Source organism: Ekhidna lutea (assembly GCF_900188325.1).
In the GTDB taxonomy this organism is placed as follows: domain Bacteria; phylum Bacteroidota; class Bacteroidia; order Cytophagales; family Cyclobacteriaceae; genus Ekhidna; species Ekhidna lutea.
This window is the reverse complement of sequence record NZ_FZPD01000002.1, coordinates 647835-665898: the sequence shown is the minus strand read 5'-3', so window position 1 is coordinate 665898 and position 18064 is coordinate 647835. Positions and strand designations below refer to the sequence as shown.

At 40.8% G+C, this 18064-nt stretch carries 18 protein-coding genes; 13 read left to right on the top strand and 5 right to left on the bottom strand.

The features are described from left to right. Nucleotides 1–6: 6 nt before the first annotated feature. Genes CHB71_RS06755 through CHB71_RS06745 form a run of 3 tightly spaced genes read right to left on the bottom strand, consistent with a single transcriptional unit; the run spans nt 7 to nt 3381 of the window. Nucleotides 7–825 (bottom strand): AraC family transcriptional regulator, encoded by an 819-nt coding sequence (locus CHB71_RS06755; protein WP_089356133.1) that lies wholly within the window; start codon nt 823–825, stop codon nt 7–9. Beyond that, entirely contained in the window at nt 822–2174 is a 1353-nt protein-coding gene (locus tag CHB71_RS06750; RefSeq protein ID WP_089356132.1) for a M24 family metallopeptidase, read from the bottom strand. Before CHB71_RS06750 ends, CHB71_RS06755 begins: the two co-directional genes overlap by 4 nt. 43 nt (nt 2175–2217) lie before the next feature. Then, nucleotides 2218–3381, bottom strand: coding sequence for a T9SS type A sorting domain-containing protein (locus tag CHB71_RS06745; RefSeq protein ID WP_179213328.1), 1164 nt, complete (start codon nt 3379–3381; stop codon nt 2218–2220). A 150-nt stretch (nt 3382–3531) separates the two neighbouring features. Here CHB71_RS06745 and CHB71_RS06740 point away from each other — a divergent pair, with 150 nt between their 5' ends. The 13 genes from CHB71_RS06740 to CHB71_RS06680 all read left to right on the top strand — a co-directional run bounded on the left by CHB71_RS06740 (nt 3532) and on the right by CHB71_RS06680 (nt 16898). Continuing rightward, complete coding sequence (locus CHB71_RS06740) at nt 3532–4905, top strand: cystathionine beta-synthase (protein WP_089356130.1); 1374 nt, start codon at nt 3532–3534, stop codon at nt 4903–4905. Nucleotides 4906–5041: 136 nt separating this feature from the next. After that, nucleotides 5042–5395 (top strand): four helix bundle protein, encoded by a 354-nt coding sequence (locus CHB71_RS06735; RefSeq protein ID WP_089356129.1) that lies wholly within the window; start codon nt 5042–5044, stop codon nt 5393–5395. Nucleotides 5396–5490: 95 nt separating this feature from the next. Then, nucleotides 5491–6315 (top strand): glutamate racemase, encoded by an 825-nt coding sequence (gene murI, locus CHB71_RS06730; protein WP_089356128.1) that lies wholly within the window; start codon nt 5491–5493, stop codon nt 6313–6315. An 8-nt stretch (nt 6316–6323) separates the two neighbouring features. Next, a complete protein-coding gene (locus CHB71_RS06725; protein ID WP_089356127.1) occupies nt 6324–6812 on the top strand; it encodes a hypothetical protein in 489 nt (162 codons plus the stop codon). A gap of 58 nt (nt 6813–6870) precedes the next feature. Next, nucleotides 6871–7845, top strand: coding sequence for an NADH-quinone oxidoreductase subunit NuoH (nuoH, locus tag CHB71_RS06720; RefSeq protein ID WP_089356126.1), 975 nt, complete (start codon nt 6871–6873; stop codon nt 7843–7845). Between the two features lies 1 nt (nt 7846). Next, on the top strand, nt 7847–8497 hold the full coding sequence (locus tag CHB71_RS06715; RefSeq protein WP_089356125.1) for a 4Fe-4S dicluster domain-containing protein: 651 nt from the start codon (nt 7847–7849) through the stop codon (nt 8495–8497). After that, a complete protein-coding gene (locus CHB71_RS06710; RefSeq protein ID WP_089356124.1) occupies nt 8494–8988 on the top strand; it encodes an NADH-quinone oxidoreductase subunit J family protein in 495 nt (164 codons plus the stop codon). Before CHB71_RS06715 ends, CHB71_RS06710 begins: the two co-directional genes overlap by 4 nt. After that, on the top strand, nt 8981–9292 hold the full coding sequence (gene nuoK / locus CHB71_RS06705) for an NADH-quinone oxidoreductase subunit NuoK (RefSeq protein WP_089356123.1): 312 nt from the start codon (nt 8981–8983) through the stop codon (nt 9290–9292). Before CHB71_RS06710 ends, nuoK begins: the two co-directional genes overlap by 8 nt. Further along, nucleotides 9289–10116 carry a sulfurtransferase gene (locus tag CHB71_RS06700; RefSeq protein WP_089356122.1) on the top strand — a complete coding sequence of 276 codons (828 nt, stop codon included), beginning with the start codon at nt 9289–9291 and terminating at the stop codon, nt 10114–10116. Before nuoK ends, CHB71_RS06700 begins: the two co-directional genes overlap by 4 nt. Beyond that, nucleotides 10113–12002, top strand: a complete 1890-nt coding sequence (locus tag CHB71_RS06695; RefSeq protein ID WP_179213327.1) for an NADH-quinone oxidoreductase subunit 5 family protein — start codon at nt 10113–10115, stop codon at nt 12000–12002. The genes CHB71_RS06700 and CHB71_RS06695 overlap by 4 nt, the downstream gene beginning before the upstream one ends. Before the next feature lie 6 nt (nt 12003–12008). Then, nucleotides 12009–13592 (top strand): complex I subunit 4 family protein, encoded by a 1584-nt coding sequence (locus CHB71_RS06690; protein ID WP_089356120.1) that lies wholly within the window; start codon nt 12009–12011, stop codon nt 13590–13592. Continuing rightward, nucleotides 13589–15019 (top strand): NADH-quinone oxidoreductase subunit N, encoded by a 1431-nt coding sequence (locus CHB71_RS06685; RefSeq protein WP_089356119.1) that lies wholly within the window; start codon nt 13589–13591, stop codon nt 15017–15019. The genes CHB71_RS06690 and CHB71_RS06685 overlap by 4 nt, the downstream gene beginning before the upstream one ends. Next, on the top strand, nt 15012–16898 hold the full coding sequence (locus CHB71_RS06680; protein ID WP_089356118.1) for an amidophosphoribosyltransferase: 1887 nt from the start codon (nt 15012–15014) through the stop codon (nt 16896–16898). Before CHB71_RS06685 ends, CHB71_RS06680 begins: the two co-directional genes overlap by 8 nt. A 28-nt stretch (nt 16899–16926) precedes the next feature. Here CHB71_RS06680 and CHB71_RS06675 read toward each other — a convergent pair whose 3' ends face one another. Both CHB71_RS06675 and CHB71_RS06670 read right to left on the bottom strand, forming a co-directional pair. Beyond that, on the bottom strand, nt 16927–17640 hold the full coding sequence (locus CHB71_RS06675; protein WP_089356117.1) for a hypothetical protein: 714 nt from the start codon (nt 17638–17640) through the stop codon (nt 16927–16929). Next, nucleotides 17637–18062 carry a MarR family winged helix-turn-helix transcriptional regulator gene (locus CHB71_RS06670; protein ID WP_089356116.1) on the bottom strand — a complete coding sequence of 142 codons (426 nt, stop codon included), beginning with the start codon at nt 18060–18062 and terminating at the stop codon, nt 17637–17639. The genes CHB71_RS06675 and CHB71_RS06670 overlap by 4 nt, the downstream gene beginning before the upstream one ends. Nucleotides 18063–18064: the final 2 nt, after the last annotated feature.

Below are 18064 nucleotides of genomic sequence, written 5' to 3'. Positions count from 1 at the left end.
AAAAATTTACCTCAGAGGAATATAGTTGAGATCGGGCCCTTTCTCGGAGAGATATTGTTGGGGATTATACCCGGAGAAGGTTTTAAACTCATTGATGAAGTGTGCCTGATCATAATAACCACAATCCAATGCGAGTTGAGTCCAGTTGATGGTTTTGACAGATTCGAGATCTTTTACCACTTTCTGAAAACGCATTACCTTTTGAAATCCTTTGGGTGTAAGCCCAACATATTTCTTGAATTGATTGATAAAATGCTTTTGACTGTATCCACTGTTTTCAGATATCCATTTCAATGTTCCTGCTTTGGGATTGGAGGCAATGAGGTTGGAAGCACGTATGATAGCTTCAGGAGGGCTTTGATCCAAAAGCTTTTGTTTTAAAAAATGCTCGGTTATGGAAAACTTAGTTTGAACTTCTGCTGTGTTGAGCAACTGCTCTCTTAGTGAATGTATTTGGGATTGAAAAAAGACATCTGCGTCTATGACCTGACTTCTTGTTTGTTCTGAGGGATGATGAATAAATTGATAGGCACCTGTGAAGGTAAAGTTGATCACCAGCATGCTGGAGTTGATACCTCCGGAATCAATGGTGAGGAGCTCATTTCTGGCACCTGAGAACCAATAGTGTTTACATAGCTGCTTATCAGTGAGGTCAATATTATCGAAGATGCGCTTGGGCGTTTCGGTAAGATCAATGATCAGGGTCTGACATCCATCGGGTAGCAAACGTTCTTTATCATGATCCGGACTGTAGGTGTCAAAATAGGCAATAGATTGAATGTGTAAGGCTAATTGTCCTTCCGGTATGTGAAGGTGAAAGTTCATTCGTTTGGAAATAAGACTCTTGGAATGGTCATGATTTCTGTAGCTCGGCCATCAATATACCTCACATTTTCACCATCAAAGAAGGCATCTTCTTCCAGCATGATCCGAATTTCTTTTCCCCATTCTTCTAAATAAACTCCAGCATTCAATTCGATGGAATGAGCCGTATTTGGATATAATGGATAATCTCCTTTTCCTGGCACTCCCCCTTGCTGATCCCATAAACCGATGGTGGGCCCGGCGGCATGACCATGAAAACCGATAGGATGGGTATAGATCACACCTTTTAAGCCTTCTGCTTCGCATTGATCGAGTGTAGCTTTCAGAATTTCATTGCCACTTCGTCCGGTCTTAAAATTATCAGTCAGGATATCCTGAACTCTGTTTCCTTTTTTGAAAGCCTCTTTGAGAAAACCGGGCGCTTCCTTTTCATCTGGTTTCAAAACATACGCATGCTGTTGAGTATCGGTGTTGAGCCTCAGGTAAGTGATCCCAAAGTCAACATGTAACAAATCACCGGGATAGATGATTTGCTGTTCCGGTCGTTCAGAGAATGATCTTAGGTGGTCAAATGATTCCGGATCTTTTCGCTGAATAGATACAGAAGGGTGGAACCATGCCGTAAAGCCGAGCTCTCGTATTCGATCTCTGTACCACCAGACTACATCGTCAGTGGTAGTGACTCCTGGCTGAATGATTTTTTCTGAAAACCCTTCAGCAATAATCTGATGCGCCATTCTTACGATGTTCTGGTAGACTATCATCTCGCTTTCTGTGCGGGTTTCCAACCAACCGATCGCTACATTTTCAGCGTTTACAACACGCGACTGATATTTTTTGGGGAGTACTTCCATCAGCATATCATAATGCGTGGAGGAGATGCCGTCAGCCAAAGCAAATGTTTCCGACTTATTAATTCCAATCTTCTTCGGTTCTTTGGAGACAATCATATCAGCCAATGCTTTCCATTGATCTGGTTGTTCTTCCTTGTTCCAGACTGTTTTGAAAAGTTCACCAGTATTGTACCTGGACATTCCGAATGTCTCCAAAGGCTTGCCTTCACCCGGATTATATGCGATGAGCATGGTGGTTCGTCGCGCAGATTGCCAGGTGGCGGGGAGCAGTGTTTTGATGACCGGATCTTCATTGTATTCCCTGGCTATGATGATCCACATATCTATCTCTGAACGGCGCATCACTTCAGGCAATACAGTTTGCACTCGTTCTTCTAACCATTGGTCTATGACCTCCGCACGCTCTCGCATGGAAAGAACTTTTGGGAAATAAGAGTTTTGCCCCCAAATGGTTGTACCAAGAATAATAAGGGATAGAGTAAAAATTGATCTCATGTTTTAGTGTTTGGGCACTAAAGATAATGATTCAATTCGGAGCTTATTCTACTATTATTCGAGTGGATAATTCAGTCCCATCCGAAGCGGTTACTTTTAAGAAATAATAGCCTTTTCCTATATCTGCAGTATTCACAAGATAATTAAGCGAGTTTTCCTGAACAGTATTCTGTGACAGGCTTTTAGCTTCACCACCTGACAGGTTGTAGAGCGTAATTTGTTTGATCTGGAATGGAGTGTTTGATGTCAACTGAATTACACCATTTTTAACAGTAGTAGGATAGGCAATGATTTGGCTCATCTTACTTTCTATTCCTGTATCGACCCGTTTAACCTCAAAATATTCAAATTGACCATCAAAGTCTACCTGCTTTAAACGGTAGTATTCAACTTGCGACAGAACAAATTTATCTGTGAATTCATATTTGATTTCCTTGTTGGAATCTCCATTTCCATCTACTCTTCCTATTTCATAGAAATGAGAGCCATCTTCGGACCTTTCGATAATGAAGTGATCATTGTTGATTTCAGAAGCAGTTGCCCAGGTGAGGATAATGTTGTCAGATTTTGATACATCAAAGTAAAGCAGTTCAACAGGTAGAGGTGTAGAGCCTCCGCTATTCACATATTCTTCAATTTCATCAAAGCCGTCATCAGAAAGTTGGTCAATTGTGAATGAACTATCTTCACCTGTACCATCGTCAATGGTAGATTGAGCATCGCCACTGTAGGATCCGGCATATACATTTCCATCACCAGTGTATGTTCCCTGAGAGCCATTTTTATGAAAATTCCCACTCACTACCAATGTTCCACCACTAGCGATATTGATTTTATTATTCATTTCCAGGTCCCCAAATATTATAAAAACACCATCATCACCTAAATTTAGGTTCATTGCTTTATTGGCAAAGGTTACATCTCCATGAACAACCAATGTGTCATTTACAGTAAGATCATAAGCATCTTTGTTAGCAGAAAATGTTAAATCTTGATCTGAAACCGTAGTACCAACTTTTATATTTCCCTGGATGGTAATGTCAGCATTGGTCTCCGGGAGGTTTAAAAAAGCAGGCGAACCATCAGTCCATCCGCCAGACCAGGAAGCGTTATTGCCCCAATCTCCGGTGTAATTATTAAGCGAAGTTTCTTGAGCTACTATAGCAAAAGAACCAATCAATATTAAAAACGATATGACCTTTTTCATCTTATCAATTGATAACATATCAAATATACGTAGTTGTTAGTGCAATTAGTTTTGCTAATCATGAATTTCAGCCATTTATTTCGATGTAGTGTCCAAATAGGAAGTTGAACTGTGTTTTTCTACCTTTGCGTTTCATTCTAAAACTCAAAAATGAAGTATCTAAATAATCTAACGGAGGGAATCGGAAATACCCCACTTCTCAAACTAAATAGTGTCAATAAAGGTATAAAAGGGACGATTTTAGTTAAAGTAGAGTATTTCAATCCCGGAAACTCCATCAAGGATCGAATCGCGTTGAAAATGATTGAGGATGCGGAAGAAAAAGGCATTCTTAAACCGGGAGGGACCATTATCGAGGGTACTTCAGGAAATACAGGCATGGGATTAGCACTCGTGGCTATTTCTAAAGGCTATAAATGCATTTTCACCTTGGCAGATAAGCAAAGTAAAGAAAAGATGGATGTGCTTAGAGCCATGGGTGCAGAGGTAGTGGTTTGCCCGACAAACGTAGCGCCGGATGATCCTAAGTCATACTATTCGGTTGCAAAACAGCTCGAAAAGGACATTCCAAATTCATTCTACCCCAATCAATACGACCATCCTGCGAATGCAATCTCGCATTACGAAACAACAGGTCCTGAAATTTGGAGTGATACAGATGGAAAAATCACACATTATGCTGCAGGAATGGGGACGGGAGGTACAATTAGCGGAACATCTAAGTACCTGAAAGAGCAGAACCCTAATGTAATTACCATTGGGCTGGATTCGTATGGATCTGTTTTTAAAAAGTATAAAGAAACAGGCGTTTTTGATGAAAAAGAGATTTATCCATACCTGACAGAAGGAATTGGCGAAGACATTCTGCCAAAGAATGTGGATTTTGATATGGTGGATCATATCGTGAAGGTGACTGACAAGGATGCGGCGATTATGACCAGAAGACTTGCTCGAGAGGAAGGACTGTTCATTGGATGGTCCTGCGGATCCGCTGTTCATGGGGCACTGGAGTATGCAAAAGAAAATTTGAAAGAAGATGATGTGATGGTGATCATCCTACCGGATCATGGAACCAGGTATCTTGGAAAAGTTTACAACGACGATTGGATGAAAGATCATGGATTCCTGGAAGACCGAAAGTTTGCGACAGCAAAGGATATCATCATGAGCAAGAATGGCGCATCAGATTTGGTGACCATTGAACAGACAATGAAGGTTGGGGAGGCGATCAAGCTGATGAATCAAAAAGGCATAGATCAGGCACCAGTAGTTGATGGAAACGAATTTGTTGGAAGTGTTTCAGATAGTTTGCTGCTCAAGAGCCTGGTTGAGAATCCTGAATTGAAAGGAAAGCCGGTTTCTGAAATAATGGAAGCACCATTTCAGTTTATTTCTTCGTTGGAGCCAATCGATGTAATGTCATCAATGTTGAGCAAAGAGAAAAAAGCTTTGATGATCAGGGATGAGAACAACAATCCGCATATCATTACACAAAGTGATCTTTTGGTTGCGATGACGAATTGAGTAAATTTGAATTAGCACAATTAAATTTTAACTCTTTACTTGCAGCCCCTTGGTTTAATTTACTGAGGGGTTTTCTTTTGGAAATAGAAATTCCAATATCCAAGAAACCAAATCCCAAATAAACGTTCAAATTTCAATGTCTGAAAAGGTTTACGATCTAGAAGAGCGAACATTTCAATTCACTAAATCAATTCGAATGTTGTCTAAGAAATTACCAAAAACTCCTGCTAATATTGAAGATGTAAAGCAAGTAATTCGATCTTCTGGTTCAATTGGTGCAAACTATATCGAAGCAAATGAAGCTTTGAGTAAGAAAGATTTTTTGTTCCGTGTTAAAATTTCTCGGAAAGAGGCCAAAGAAAGCGCATATTGGTTGCGTTTAATACTAGAGACGAATGATCAAGAATTTTCTAGTGAAATAAAAACTCATTTTGATGAAGCCACAGAGTTAAAGAAAATTTTGTCTGCCATTATCAGCAAATCAGGTTGAGTTTTGTTATTTGTAAGTTGATTTTTGTTTGGTGTTTGATCTATTGAGTTTTTGTTTGTCATTTATTATTTGAAATTTGGAGGTTACTGAAATACATGAAATCTAACCAACCCATTGGCATCTTTGATAGTGGAATAGGAGGGCTTACCGTGGCAAGAGCGGTTAAGAAGGTGCTTCCAAATGAGTCTATTATCTACTTTGGTGACACAGCGCATTTACCCTATGGAGATAAATCAACAGCGGCGATACAAGCCTATTCGGTTAGAATTGCTGAAATGCTTTTGAAGGAGAAATGCAAGGTGATTCTGATTGCATGTAATTCAGCTTCTTCAGCTGCCTATGAATTAGTAACAGAATATGTGGGGAAGAAAGCCAGGGTGTTCGATGTAATAAACCCGACTGTAGATTTTATTCGTGAAAACCATCGTGATGACAAAATTGGTCTAATTGGTACTAAACAAACAATTTCAGCTGGAGTTTATGCGCGTAAAATAGAGCAATTGAAGCAGAACATAGATTTTGCCTCGCTCGCCACTCCTTTGTTGGTACCAATGATCGAGGAAGGTATTCATGATGATATCATAAGTACCAACGTAATTTCTAAGTATTTAAATGATCCACTTCTCAATGGGATCAAATCATTGATACTTGGTTGTACCCATTATCCAATCATCAAAAATGAAATCGGTCAACATTATGCCGATTTGAACGAGGAGGTTGAAATCATCGATTCAGCTGAGACTGTTGCGAATGCACTGAAGTCTTTTCTGGAATACAACCAGTTGATTAATAAAGGGTCTCTGGAGTCAGATCGCTTTATGGTTTCTGATTTTACCCCATCATTTGAGCATACAACCAAAACATTCTTTGGTAAAGAAGTTCACCTTGAACGTGTCCCTATTTGGGATGAATTGCATTAGATTTAAATATGAATAAGTTGTTGATTTCATTTCTTATCCTGGGAGCTTCTGCATGTGCAGTCAATAAGAGCACGAAATCAATGCATCCGTACTCAGGAGGAAGTTTGGGTTGTGGAAATTTTATCGTTTATAAATTATCGGAGGATAATACTGAATACGTTTCTGTTATTCTTGACGTCAGTTCAATAGAATTGACACAAGTGCAGGCATATGCTCTTGGGAAAGCAGAGGTCGTTCAGGTAATTCGCAAAAAATTCAGTGGACCAATAGACGCCTCACTTTGTAATGATGTGATGAAAGACCGACCTGAGGATTTGTTAGAAGAGAAAGCAACACAAGGAATCGTGGAGGTAAGGATCAATGAAGCTGAACGTGAAAAAGCATTAGCCAAGCAGCCGTATAATGTGACGGTTATCCTTAAAAATGTGATTTTTGGCACCATGACCATTGACTATCTCCGAGTCGATAGTGTTAATGTTGGCTGGCTTCCAGGATAATTCGCACATAAATCCCAAATAATATTTTCTTAAACCTACTTGGTAGGTAAATTCGAGTGTGATTTCATTCGCCTTCTACCTTGCGTTCCTATTAATCTTTGTTGTCTTTGCTGTTTATGCGGAGCGGAAGACCGCTGCTTTCATCCAAAACAGGCTGGGACCAATGGAGGTAGGACCAAAAGGAATACTTCAAACAGTAGCAGATTTGCTGAAAATGCTGCAGAAAGAAGATATCAGAGCAAGTGCTGTAGACATCATTCCTTATTTACTGGCACCATTTATTGTTTTTGCTGCTGTATTCACAGGGTTTGCTGTATTACCTGTCAATGCAGATCTTTCAGGATCTACGATTACAAGCGGTGTATTTTTCCTACTCGCCATTGTTTCACTCGATGTACTTGGCATACTGATGGCTGGCTGGGCTTCCAACAACAAATACAGCTTGTATGGCGCAATGCGGTCGGTTGCTCAGATCATCTCTTATGAAGTGCCGCTTGGCTTAAGTGTCTTATGTGTGATTATTATCTCTGGAACACTTGATTTGCATCAAATGAGTGTGCTTCAATCAGGCGGGATATTATCCTGGTATATCATCAGCCATCCGGTACTCATCATTCCATTTTTCATCTTCTTTATATCCGGACTGGCTGAATCAAACCGAACACCTTTTGATCTGCCGGAATCAGAGTCTGAGCTAATTGGAGGTTATCATACTGAATACTCGGGATTCCGTTGGGGTATTTTCATGTTGTCTGAGTATGGAATGATGCTTCTGCTATCGATTCTTGCATCGATCCTGTTTTTTGGAGGATGGAATTCTCCAATGGAAAAGATAGCCAATGGACCTATTTGGAGTACATTTTGGTTGTTATCCAAGTCACTGCTTTTGATCTTTGTGCAGATGTGGGTTCGGTGGACTTTACCTCGATTAAGAGTCGATCAGTTGATGAGTTTGTCATGGAAATACTTAACTCCAATCTCGATTGTGATGCTGTTTGTTTGTGCTTTATGGAAATTATGGTTGATTGGTTGAAATGAGCTATTTGGGTAACATATCGCAGGGAATTCAAACTACATGGAAAGGCATGATGCTTTCCATTCAGTATTTCTTTCAAGCCAGAAAGGGTAGAAAGAAGGAGTCTGTCACAGAAGATAACTACTTTGAAAAAGCAAACGGTACTTTCACCGTTCAATACCCGCATGAGCAAATACCTGTACCGGATCATGGAAGGTATCAGCTCCACAATGAAATCGATGACTGCATCGTCTGCGACAAGTGTGCAAAAGTTTGCCCGGTCGATTGCATTGACATTGAACCTGTTCGTTCACCTGAGGTATTTGGTCAAACGTCAGATGGCACTCCGTTAAGAATCCATGCGGCAAAGTTTGACATAGATATGGCAAAGTGCTGCTTTTGTGGTTTATGTACAGTGGTGTGTCCAACCGAATGCCTGACCATGACGAAGGAGTTTGATTTCAGCACGAACGATATTCTGGATCACAACTTTTCCTTCAGCAAGATGACTGATCAGGAGATAGCTGAAAAGAAACAGGAGTTTGAAGATTATCAGGCAGACAAACTGAAGGCTAAGCCTGAACTGCCGGCCATAAAGAAGGAATCTGATGTGATGAAAAAGCCCGCTGCAAAACCTGTATTTAAACCGCGAATCCCTAAAAAGAAATGATAATTACAGTTCAGATATTTCTTTTGATGATGGTACTTGCAGGAGTTGGTATTATCCTCTTTACCCGAAATATTGTACATGCGGCGTATGCCTTGTGTCTTACTTTACTTGGTATTGCTGGAGTGTATGTCCTGGTGATGTCTGAATTGCTGGCCGTTGTGCAAATCATGCTTTACGCTGGTGGAGTGGTTATACTTCTGGCTTTTGGAGTGATGATGACCAATCGATTGAGGGGCGAAAAAGTCCTGTCAGGATCTAATAATAAGTGGATTGGAAGAATCATTTCGGTAGGAGTGTTTGCCGGCTTGTGTTATCTAATTTCAATCTCACCTTTCCAAACCACTTCGGTTGAAAAGAATGAAGATCAGATCGCTCAGATTGGAGTTAGTTTTCTGACTGATCATATAGTTGCTTTCGAATTGATCGCTTTTGTATTGTTGGTTGCGCTGGTAGGGGCTGCCTACCTTGCTAAAAATGCTGCGGATGAGTGAACAAATGTTAACATATTATCTCTACCTCGCTGCATTTTTGTTCGCATCAGGGACATACATCGTGCTTACCCGAAGGAGTGCCATTTTTGTGCTCATAGGAGTGGAGTTGATGCTAAATGGAGCTAACGTAGTGCTTGCTTCATTTTCACAATTTGACCCGGCAATGAACGGCCAAATTTTTGCCATTTTCGCGGTGGTTCTCACTGTTTGTGAGGTATCGATTGCGCTGGCTATCCTGTTAAATATTTACCGCAAATCCCGAGTCTCAAACCTGGATGAGTTAAACCAAATTGGAAACACATGAAAAAGGTGGTAGATACAAACTGGCTCGAGCAACGTCTTGACGATCCGGAACTGCTTATTCTGGATGCCAGTCAGTCAACAAGCGTAAATAAGCAGGAAAATGCTATTCAGGGGAAATATATTCCAGGGGCAATTACTTTTAACTTGAAGGAATTTTCAGATCAGTATAGCGAGCTACCAAACACCCTTCCAAGTCCTGAATATTTCGAGCGAAAGTGTCGTGAGTTAGGAATCAATGGCACTAGTAAAATTGTGGTTTATGACAATGCCGGAATTTACTGGAGTCCCCGGGTATGGTGGATGTTTCGTGTGATGGGACATGAGGAGATAGCAGTATTGAATGGTGGTTTACCGGCATGGATAAAAGAAAACCGGGCAACAGTAGAATCTCCAAGTCAGGCAGATCGACCAGGAAATTTTAAGACTAATTTCAATAAGGAGTTGGTGAAAAGCATTCAGGATATAAATCAAAACCTGACTTCACAGAGCTTCCATGTTGTGGATGCCCGATCCAAAGGAAGGTTTGATGGAGCTGCTCCTGAGCCAAGGGAAGGTTTGAAATCTGGTCATATTCCAGATTCATCAAACATTCCACATGAGGATGTTTTAAACGATGGTTATTTCAAATCATCGGATGAGCTAAAAGAACTATTTAAACATACCAACCTTGATGAACCGCTTGCTTTTTCCTGTGGATCAGGCCTTACAGCCTGTATTGTTTCACTGGCTCATTCGCTTATTTCCGATAAAATAAGCCCTGTTTATGATGGGTCATGGACGGAGTGGGCACAAAGTGGTGGCCCTATAAACACAAAGGAAGCGTGAATGAAGTATTGATCATATCGCTTTTGTTCTTACCTCTTGCAGGAGGAGTTTTTGGAATGCTCTTCAAAAATACCTCTTACTCAATAGGCGGTATCGGACTTTCATTTGCAGCTTCATTGCTTGTTATTATAAATAGCATTGAATTCAATACAGCCATCCAATGGCTACCTGATTATTCCCTTGGAATTAAACTGGATAGTACAGCAGCTATTCTAATATGCCTGGTGACACTTATATCCCTTTTGGTGCACACTTTCTCCCTGGAATACATGCGAGAAGACGATGGAAAGCACCGATACTTTGCCAAGCTGGGGCTATTTACCTTTTCCATGATTGGACTGCTTTTGGCGGATCACTTAATCCTGCTGTTTGTATTCTGGGAGCTGGTTGGGCTTACTTCTTACCTGTTGATTGGATTTTGGTATAAGAAGGATGGAATCCCAGCTTCAGCCAGACTTTCATTTATGGTCAACCGAATTGCGGATGTAGCACTGCTTGCAGGGATTTTAATGATAAACAATTCCGGATCGCTCAATATTTCTGAACTGAGCGGAACCTGGTTGTTCTTGCCTTCAATATTGGTAGCCATTGGTGCTTTTGGGAAATCTGCTCAGCTGCCATTCTCGGGCTGGCTGACCAAAGCGATGGTGGGCCCAACACCCGTATCAGCCCTGATACATGCTGCTACCATGGTTGCTGCAGGTGTTTACTTACTGTTTAGAGTGGCTCCATTCATGCATGAAAGCACATTGATCATTGTCGCATTAACCGGAACATTCACTGCGCTTTATGGAGGTTTGTGTGCGCTATTTCAGCATGACATTAAAAAAGTATTGGCCTATTCAACCATTTCTCAATTAGGGTATATGGTCATGGGAATAGGAGTGGGGGCAGGATCAGCATCCATTTTTCATTTGTTTACCCATGCTTTTTTCAAAGCAGGATTGTTTCTTGGAGCCGGAGCTATCATTCATTACCTACATCAAGTGACCAAAGCAGATGCACAAGACATGCGAAATATGGGAGGCTTGAAAAAAGCACTTCCATGGACCTACAGTACCTTTTTAGTTTGCGCACTCGCGCTTACTGGCATTCCTTTTTTCAGTGGGTTTATGTCCAAAGAAGGAATCATTATTGCCGGGTGGGAGTGGGCAGAACAGATAGGTGCCTGGGCGTACATTGTGCCTGATGTCGGATTGATTACCGCATTTCTTACCGCGCTTTATGTAGGAAGAATGGTGTTATTGGTATTCTATAGTGAAAATAGGTTAGAGGAAAAGATCGTGGCTTTTTCTGAAAATCTATCGCTGAAAGTACCATTGATCGTTTTGGCTTTAGGTTCATTTTGGTTTGTCTTTGACTGGAATCCATTCGCTCATGAAAGCCGGCTTTCAGGGTATTGGAGTAGCACTCCTAGTCACTCAAGCGATTCTATTTCGCTGATTGTGATGATCTTGTCAACATTGCTTGCTATCTCAGGACTGGTTTTGGCTTACTCCTTTTTCAAGCCTGGTTCAAATTACGAGCAATCGTTCTCCAAACTGGAAGTTGGAAAGTTCAAATTAGCTTTCAATGGATTTTATCTGGTAGCATTGTATCAATCTATCGGAAGAGGTTTCAGTCGATTTTCGCAATTCACTTTTGCCGTTGATCAAATGGTCGTAGATGGATTCATTCATTTCGTTGGTGTTGGTTCAGTGGTAATATCTAAGGTGATTGCCCTGATAGATCGTTTCATGGTTGATGGACCAGTTAACCTATGTGGTCATATTTCAGCATTCGTAGGAAAGCGGGTGGCAGGTTTGAGTTCACGTGATATACAAACGCAGCTAGCCTGGCTACTTGCAGGAGTTATTTTGATTTTAAGTTGGATACTGTTTTTTTAGCGTCGCATGCAAAACACCCTAACCTATATATTCCTGTTTCCATTGCTTATTGCATTGGTTATGCTTTTCATCCCGGCAGAGCGATGGAAAGTATTTAGAAGGCTATCTTTTGCTGCTGTAGCAATCCAGCTGGTGCTTTCAGTCATACTGATGATCAACTTTGACCAATCACTGGTTCCTGAAAGTTGGGAAGGAGCCTTTCAGTTTGTAGAGAAAGCAAACTGGATCAACATGTCTCTGGGGAGTATCGGGACAATTAGTATCCAATATTACTTAGGCGTTGATGGCATCAGCATGCCATTGGTCGCGCTTTCAAGTTTTGTTCTGCTTATCGGGGTGATTTCATCCTGGAATATTGAAGAAAAAGCCAAAGGCTATCATATCCTGTATTTGGTACTAAGTTCAAGCATAATAGGCTGTTTCATTGCACTTGATTTCTTCCTTTTCTACCTGTGTTTTGAATTCATGCTACTTCCAATGTTTTTCCTTATCGGGATATGGGGAGGAAGCAGGCGTTCGTATGCATCCATTAAGTTTTTCCTTTACACACTATTAGGCTCCCTTTTCATACTGGTGGTAATGATTGGATTGTATTTGAGCGTTGTAGATGGAGATTCAAGCACCTTTAGTATGGTAAAAATGCTGGATGGTGCCTATGCGTCAGATACTGTGTTAGACCCAGGATCTCCTCAATTGATTTTCGGATATTCAGCAAGAGTATTGGCCTTCATCTTTTTAATCATCGGCTTTGGGATTAAGCTACCTGCGGTTCCGGTTCATACTTGGCTACCTGACGCACACGTAGAGGCACCAACACCAATTTCCGTAGTATTAGCTGGTCTTTTGTTAAAGGTTGGTGCTTATGGACTACTCCGGATCGCATATGGTATCTTTCCTGATGTAGCAATTGATTTTTCCGGTTTCGTTGCGATCATCGGTGTGATATCCATTCTGTATGGAGGCATGAATGCACTGGCCCAAAGGGACCTTAAGCGGATGGTCGCTTATTCTTCGGTCTCACATATGGGATTTGTTCTGGTAGGCCTTGGATCAATAACCTCGGTAGGTTTTTCAGGATCACTTTTTCACATGATCTCTCATGGATTGATTTCTCCCGCACTCTTTCTAATTGCAGGCGTGATTTATGACCGTACCGGAAACCGGCAAATGGAGAATTTCAGCGGATTGGCTGCCAAGATGCCTGTTTACACATTTTTCATGGCTGTATTCTTTTTTGCAGGTTTAGGGTTGCCTGGATTATCCGGATTTGTGGGTGAATTGATGGTATTAATGGGAGCCTTTGGTAGTTCTCAGTTCTCACTTTGGATTGGAATACTTTCCACACTTGGAATAGCAGTATCAGCTGCCTATTTCCTTTGGACCATCCAGCGCATGTTTTATGGAAAATACTTTGTTCGTGAATCTGCTTGGGAGAGTAGTATGTTTGATCTCACTGCCAGAGAAAAACTCATGTTGATCCCGTTGACCATTCTGGTAATTGCCATGGGTATTTACCCGCGGTTGGTGCTGGATTACAGCAATGAAACCATCAATTTTTTCATTCAGCAATTTAGCATCGGTCAACCATGAACCTCATTGACCAATTAAATGGAATATTAGCAGATCTGCAAGGTGTATGGGCAGAGAGTGCTTTGATGCTTGGCGCAATTGCGGTTTTAGTGCTAGGTCTAGCTCGATCTGGCAGAGCGATTAAAGCATTATTCCTTATAGTTTTAATATTTGCTTGCTACCTCAACTTGACGAATGGATTAAGGGGAGACATCCTCTCTGGATCTCTATTTCTGTCAGTTCATACGTCTACTTTTGGAATCCTTTTTCTAATAACCGCTTCGTTTTTGCTGTTGTTTAAAAGGGGAGATAAGCATAGCACAGAATTCTACTTCTTTATCCTTTCAATGTTGACAGGGAGTCTGTTAATGATGAAGGCTAATAGCTTGCTCATCATCTACTTATCTATTGAGCTGGTTTCATTTTCCTCTTACATCCTGACCAATTTTTCATTTAAGAAGAAGGGGTTTGAAGCAAGTATAAAGTACTTGCTATTCGGAGCAATATGTTCAGCTATCATGCTCTTTGGTCTTGGGATAATCTATGGATCAACAAGCACCTTTTTGGTTAGTGAATGGAACTCTGAAACATTTAGTGCCCTCCTTCCTCAAGTTGGGTTTATATTATTGCTGGTGGGTATCTTTTTTAAAATCTCTATTGCACCGGCTCATTTATGGGTACCCGCCACTTACCAGGAAGCCCCTGCAGATGCGACTGCATTCATGTCCATCGTTCCAAAACTAGCAGCTCTGGTGTTGCTAAAGAGGATATTTGAAGGGCAAATTTTTACCTCAAACCATTGGATATACAGTCTTGTTTTAGGGCTGGGGATTCTCACCATTGTTGCTGGTACTTTGGGAGCTTTTAGGCAAAGCAATGCTCGGCGTATGATCAGTTTTGGAGCCATTGCTCATTCCGGCTTCTTATTGCCTTTGACATTGATCCAATCGACTACTGCATCAGAGTCATTATGGTATTACTCGGTTGTTTATGCTATTATGAACATGGTCACTTTTTACCTGTTAGATGTACATGAACGAAACGGAATAGTTGAAATCGATGATTACAAACAAACCTCCAGGTCTGTTTGGATAGGAGCTATATTTTCATTGATACTTGTTTCGCTTGTGGGTTTACCGCCACTGGCTGGTTTTACTGCTAAACTGTTCCTGTTCACCACCTTATGGGAAGGGTATTCTTTATTGGAAAACAGTCAGATGTTGTGGTATTTAATTGTCGCAGTAATTGCTACAGTAGGCTCGCTCTTTTTCTATCTACGAATCCCACGAGCGATATTTCTAAGCCAGTCAACAGATAATCAGTCTATTAATTTAAATTTATCGACGAAAATTCTGGCAACTCTTTTCTGTATTGTGTTGTTATTGTTGTTCTTTGCACCTCAGCTGGTAATGGAAGCACAACAATTGCTTAACAACGTCCATGAGTGACCCGATAAAACACGAATGTGGCATAGCCCACCTCCGCTTAAGGAAACCCCTCCAATATTACATTGACAAATACGGCACGCCTGCTTATGCAGCCAAAAAGATGTACCTGCTGATGAAAAAGCAGAGTAATCGCGGGCAGGATGGTGTTGGAGTAGCAAGTATCAAAATCGATATTCCACCCGGGCTGAGGTATATTTCCCGTTACCGTACGATTAACTCAAATCCGATTGAAGAGATTTTCGGGAAGATCAGCAAGAAATACTTGAAGGCAAAAAAGGACCCTAGAGGCGATGAATCTAACGCCCAATGGCTGAAGGAAAATTATGCGTTTACAGGGGAATCATGGTTGGGTCATCTGAGGTACGGAACTCACGGAAAAAACAGCATCGAAAACTGCCATCCATTCTTAAGGCAGAATAACTGGAGGAGTAGAAACCTTGTAATGGCTGGAAATTTCAACATGACGAATGTTGAAGAGCTTTTTAATATCCTGGTTGGATTGGGACAGTTTCCAAAAGACAAAGTTGATACTGTCACTGTGATGGAAAAGATTGGTCACTTCCTGGATGAAGAGAATCAGCGAATTTTTGATAAGTATAAGGATGAGCTTTCCAATGAAGAGATCACTTACAAAATAGAAGAAGAAATTGATCTTCAGCGCGTTCTTCACCGGTCATGTAGAGATTTTGATGGTGGATATGCGATGGCTGGAATTATTGGGTACGGAGCGTCATTTGTCGCCAGAGATCCTGCAGGGATTCGACCAGCATACTACTATGCGGATGATGAAGTCGTTGTAGTGACATCAGAGAAGCAAGCAATCAAAACTGCCTTTGGGTGTGAATATGATGATATCCAGGAAATCAAACCCGGTCATGCACTGCTGATTGGTAAGGGTGGTAGTTACGAACAAAAACAATTTATAGAGCCACTAGAACGCAAGTCATGTTCATTTGAGCGCATCTATTTTTCTAGAGGAACAGACCCGGATATTTATAGTGAGCGAAAGAAGCTTGGGGAGCTATTGGTGCCTCAGATATTAAAGTCAATCAATTTTGACTTGAGAAATACCGTGTTTTCTTACATTCCAAATACGGCAGAGACATCTTTTCTGGGAATGATGAATGGAATGGAAAAATACCTTATTGCCAAACGCATGGAGGTTATTCTTGAAGGTAAGCCATCTGCGGATTCAATTGAGGAAATGCTCAACTTTCAGCCTAGAGTTGAAAAACTGGTGTTGAAAGATGCAAAGCTCAGAACGTTCATCACTGATGACAAAGGGAGGGATGAACTGGTCTCACATGTCTATGATACAACCTACGAGGTAATTAACAAACATACGGACACGCTGGTGGTAATCGATGACAGTATAGTTCGTGGAACAACACTCGAAAAAAGTATTTTAACGCTGCTTGATCGTTTAGAGCCTAAGAAGATCGTTATTGTATCTTCGGCACCTCAAATTCGCTTCCCTGACTGCTACGGAATTGATATGAGCAAGATGAAGGAGTTTCTTGCCTTCAGGGCTGTTTTGGAATTGCTAAAGGATCATGGCAAGGAAGAATTGCTGGATATTGTATTTGACAAATGTCTGGCCAGCCAATCTGATCCTACTCCTGTTAATCATGTTAATGAGCTTTATCATCAGTTTACGGATGAAGAGATATCTCAAAAGATCACAGAGATAGTGAAGCCTAAAGGTATGAAAGCCGAAGTTGAAGTGGTTTATCAGACGGTGGATAACCTGCACAAAGCTTGTCCAAATCATTTAGGCGACTGGTATTTCACTGGTGATTATCCTACACCTGGAGGAAATAAAGTAGTGAATAAAGCATTTATCAACTTTATGAAGGGGATAGAAGTAAGAGCTTATTAAATGCCTTTCTCACCACATTTTTTGTTTCTCATTTCTTTCCAATCAATTTATTTAAATGTGCGATTGACAGTACATGCATGAATACAGCAATCGGCATAAGACTTCCTGCAACCAATACGTAAGGGTAAGTCATAGCAGCAAAAGGTAGTAATGGCTCATTTGCTCCATAAAGGTCAGGCTTGTAAACACTCGTCATAAATACAAAAATGACAGTGGCTAAAATTATTAATCCTAAATAGTTCCAAAATCTTACAAGCTTCAGGTTTGGAGACTTTCCATTAAAAGCGATCAAACCAACAATTGGTACTGTAATCGCATAAACCATATCGTAATTGTACCCTTCAATGCTTGCTTCCTTATGTAGAATGCCGGCTGCCACAGAAGCAACAAATAAGCTTTCAACCAAAATTCTAAAAGACTGAAAATAGAAGATTGACTTTGTGGGAAGGTGTTGTATCCATACCTCATTTCTATTACGATAAACAAATACCCCTGTAAAAATGAAGGCAGGGATAATCATCATAAGTGCAAAACGAGGCGGGAAAGAATAGGATTGAATGAAATCCCATGAACCGACAAGTACCAGATAAATTTGCCAAAGAACAACTCCTGCAATAAGTTGGTTTTTTTTACTCTTCCGTTTTGAGGCCTCAAAGCTTTTATTGATAGCTATAAAACCAAAATGAATGAGCAAAACACACACAGCGATTGTAAGTCCAATGTAACCGAGTTTGAGCATCATAGTTGTGATTGTTTTAGTTTAGTTAAAATGGTGTCTACCGCCTCTTCTCCATCTGCGAGTAGAAGCGATCGAATTTCCTTCATAGCTTTTCTCCAGGCCGGGATGGCTTTTTCAAGATGTGCTTTTCCTGTTTCTGTGATATTGAGCGCTGGAAAATCTTTTTTAGTAACATACTTTTGATCAACCAACCGTTTCAGGTTTCTGTTAAGTGTAGATTTTTCCATGAAGAGTATATCACACAGTTCTTTTTGAGTCAAATCTCTTCGCTTAGAAAGGACGAATAGTAAGCTCATTTGACTATTCGAAAGTCCGTACTCTTTGATGTGCTTTCTAAAGATATTAGCGGTTATACGGCTTATCCGAGACATCTTCCCTGAGAGGCAGGTAGTAGGGTCTGTAGCTTCTAGTAATGGATAGTTCATAT

What these genes read in the sequence shown, in the direction of transcription:
- CHB71_RS06685 (WP_089356119.1), top strand. Translation starts at nt 13,589, where the DNA reads ATGAACCTCATTGACCAATTAAATGGAATATTAGCAGATCTGCAAGGT.
- CHB71_RS06740 (WP_089356130.1), top strand. Translation starts at nt 3,532, where the DNA reads ATGAAGTATCTAAATAATCTAACGGAGGGAATCGGAAATACCCCACTT.
- CHB71_RS06750 (WP_089356132.1), bottom strand. Translation starts at nt 2,174, where the DNA reads ATGAGATCAATTTTTACTCTATCCCTTATTATTCTTGGTACAACCATT.
- nuoK (WP_089356123.1), top strand. Translation starts at nt 8,981, where the DNA reads ATGAGTGAACAAATGTTAACATATTATCTCTACCTCGCTGCATTTTTG.
- CHB71_RS06680 (WP_089356118.1), top strand. Translation starts at nt 15,012, where the DNA reads ATGAGTGACCCGATAAAACACGAATGTGGCATAGCCCACCTCCGCTTA.
- CHB71_RS06735 (WP_089356129.1), top strand. Translation starts at nt 5,042, where the DNA reads ATGTCTGAAAAGGTTTACGATCTAGAAGAGCGAACATTTCAATTCACT.
- CHB71_RS06745 (WP_179213328.1), bottom strand. Translation starts at nt 3,381, where the DNA reads ATGAAAAAGGTCATATCGTTTTTAATATTGATTGGTTCTTTTGCTATA.
- CHB71_RS06715 (WP_089356125.1), top strand. Translation starts at nt 7,847, where the DNA reads ATGAGCTATTTGGGTAACATATCGCAGGGAATTCAAACTACATGGAAA.
- CHB71_RS06755 (WP_089356133.1), bottom strand. Translation starts at nt 825, where the DNA reads ATGAACTTTCACCTTCACATACCGGAAGGACAATTAGCCTTACACATT.
- CHB71_RS06700 (WP_089356122.1), top strand. Translation starts at nt 9,289, where the DNA reads ATGAAAAAGGTGGTAGATACAAACTGGCTCGAGCAACGTCTTGACGAT.
- CHB71_RS06690 (WP_089356120.1), top strand. Translation starts at nt 12,009, where the DNA reads ATGCAAAACACCCTAACCTATATATTCCTGTTTCCATTGCTTATTGCA.
- CHB71_RS06670 (WP_089356116.1), bottom strand. Translation starts at nt 18,062, where the DNA reads ATGAACTATCCATTACTAGAAGCTACAGACCCTACTACCTGCCTCTCA.
- CHB71_RS06710 (WP_089356124.1), top strand. Translation starts at nt 8,494, where the DNA reads ATGATAATTACAGTTCAGATATTTCTTTTGATGATGGTACTTGCAGGA.
- murI (WP_089356128.1), top strand. Translation starts at nt 5,491, where the DNA reads ATGAAATCTAACCAACCCATTGGCATCTTTGATAGTGGAATAGGAGGG.
- CHB71_RS06675 (WP_089356117.1), bottom strand. Translation starts at nt 17,640, where the DNA reads ATGATGCTCAAACTCGGTTACATTGGACTTACAATCGCTGTGTGTGTT.
- CHB71_RS06725 (WP_089356127.1), top strand. Translation starts at nt 6,324, where the DNA reads ATGAATAAGTTGTTGATTTCATTTCTTATCCTGGGAGCTTCTGCATGT.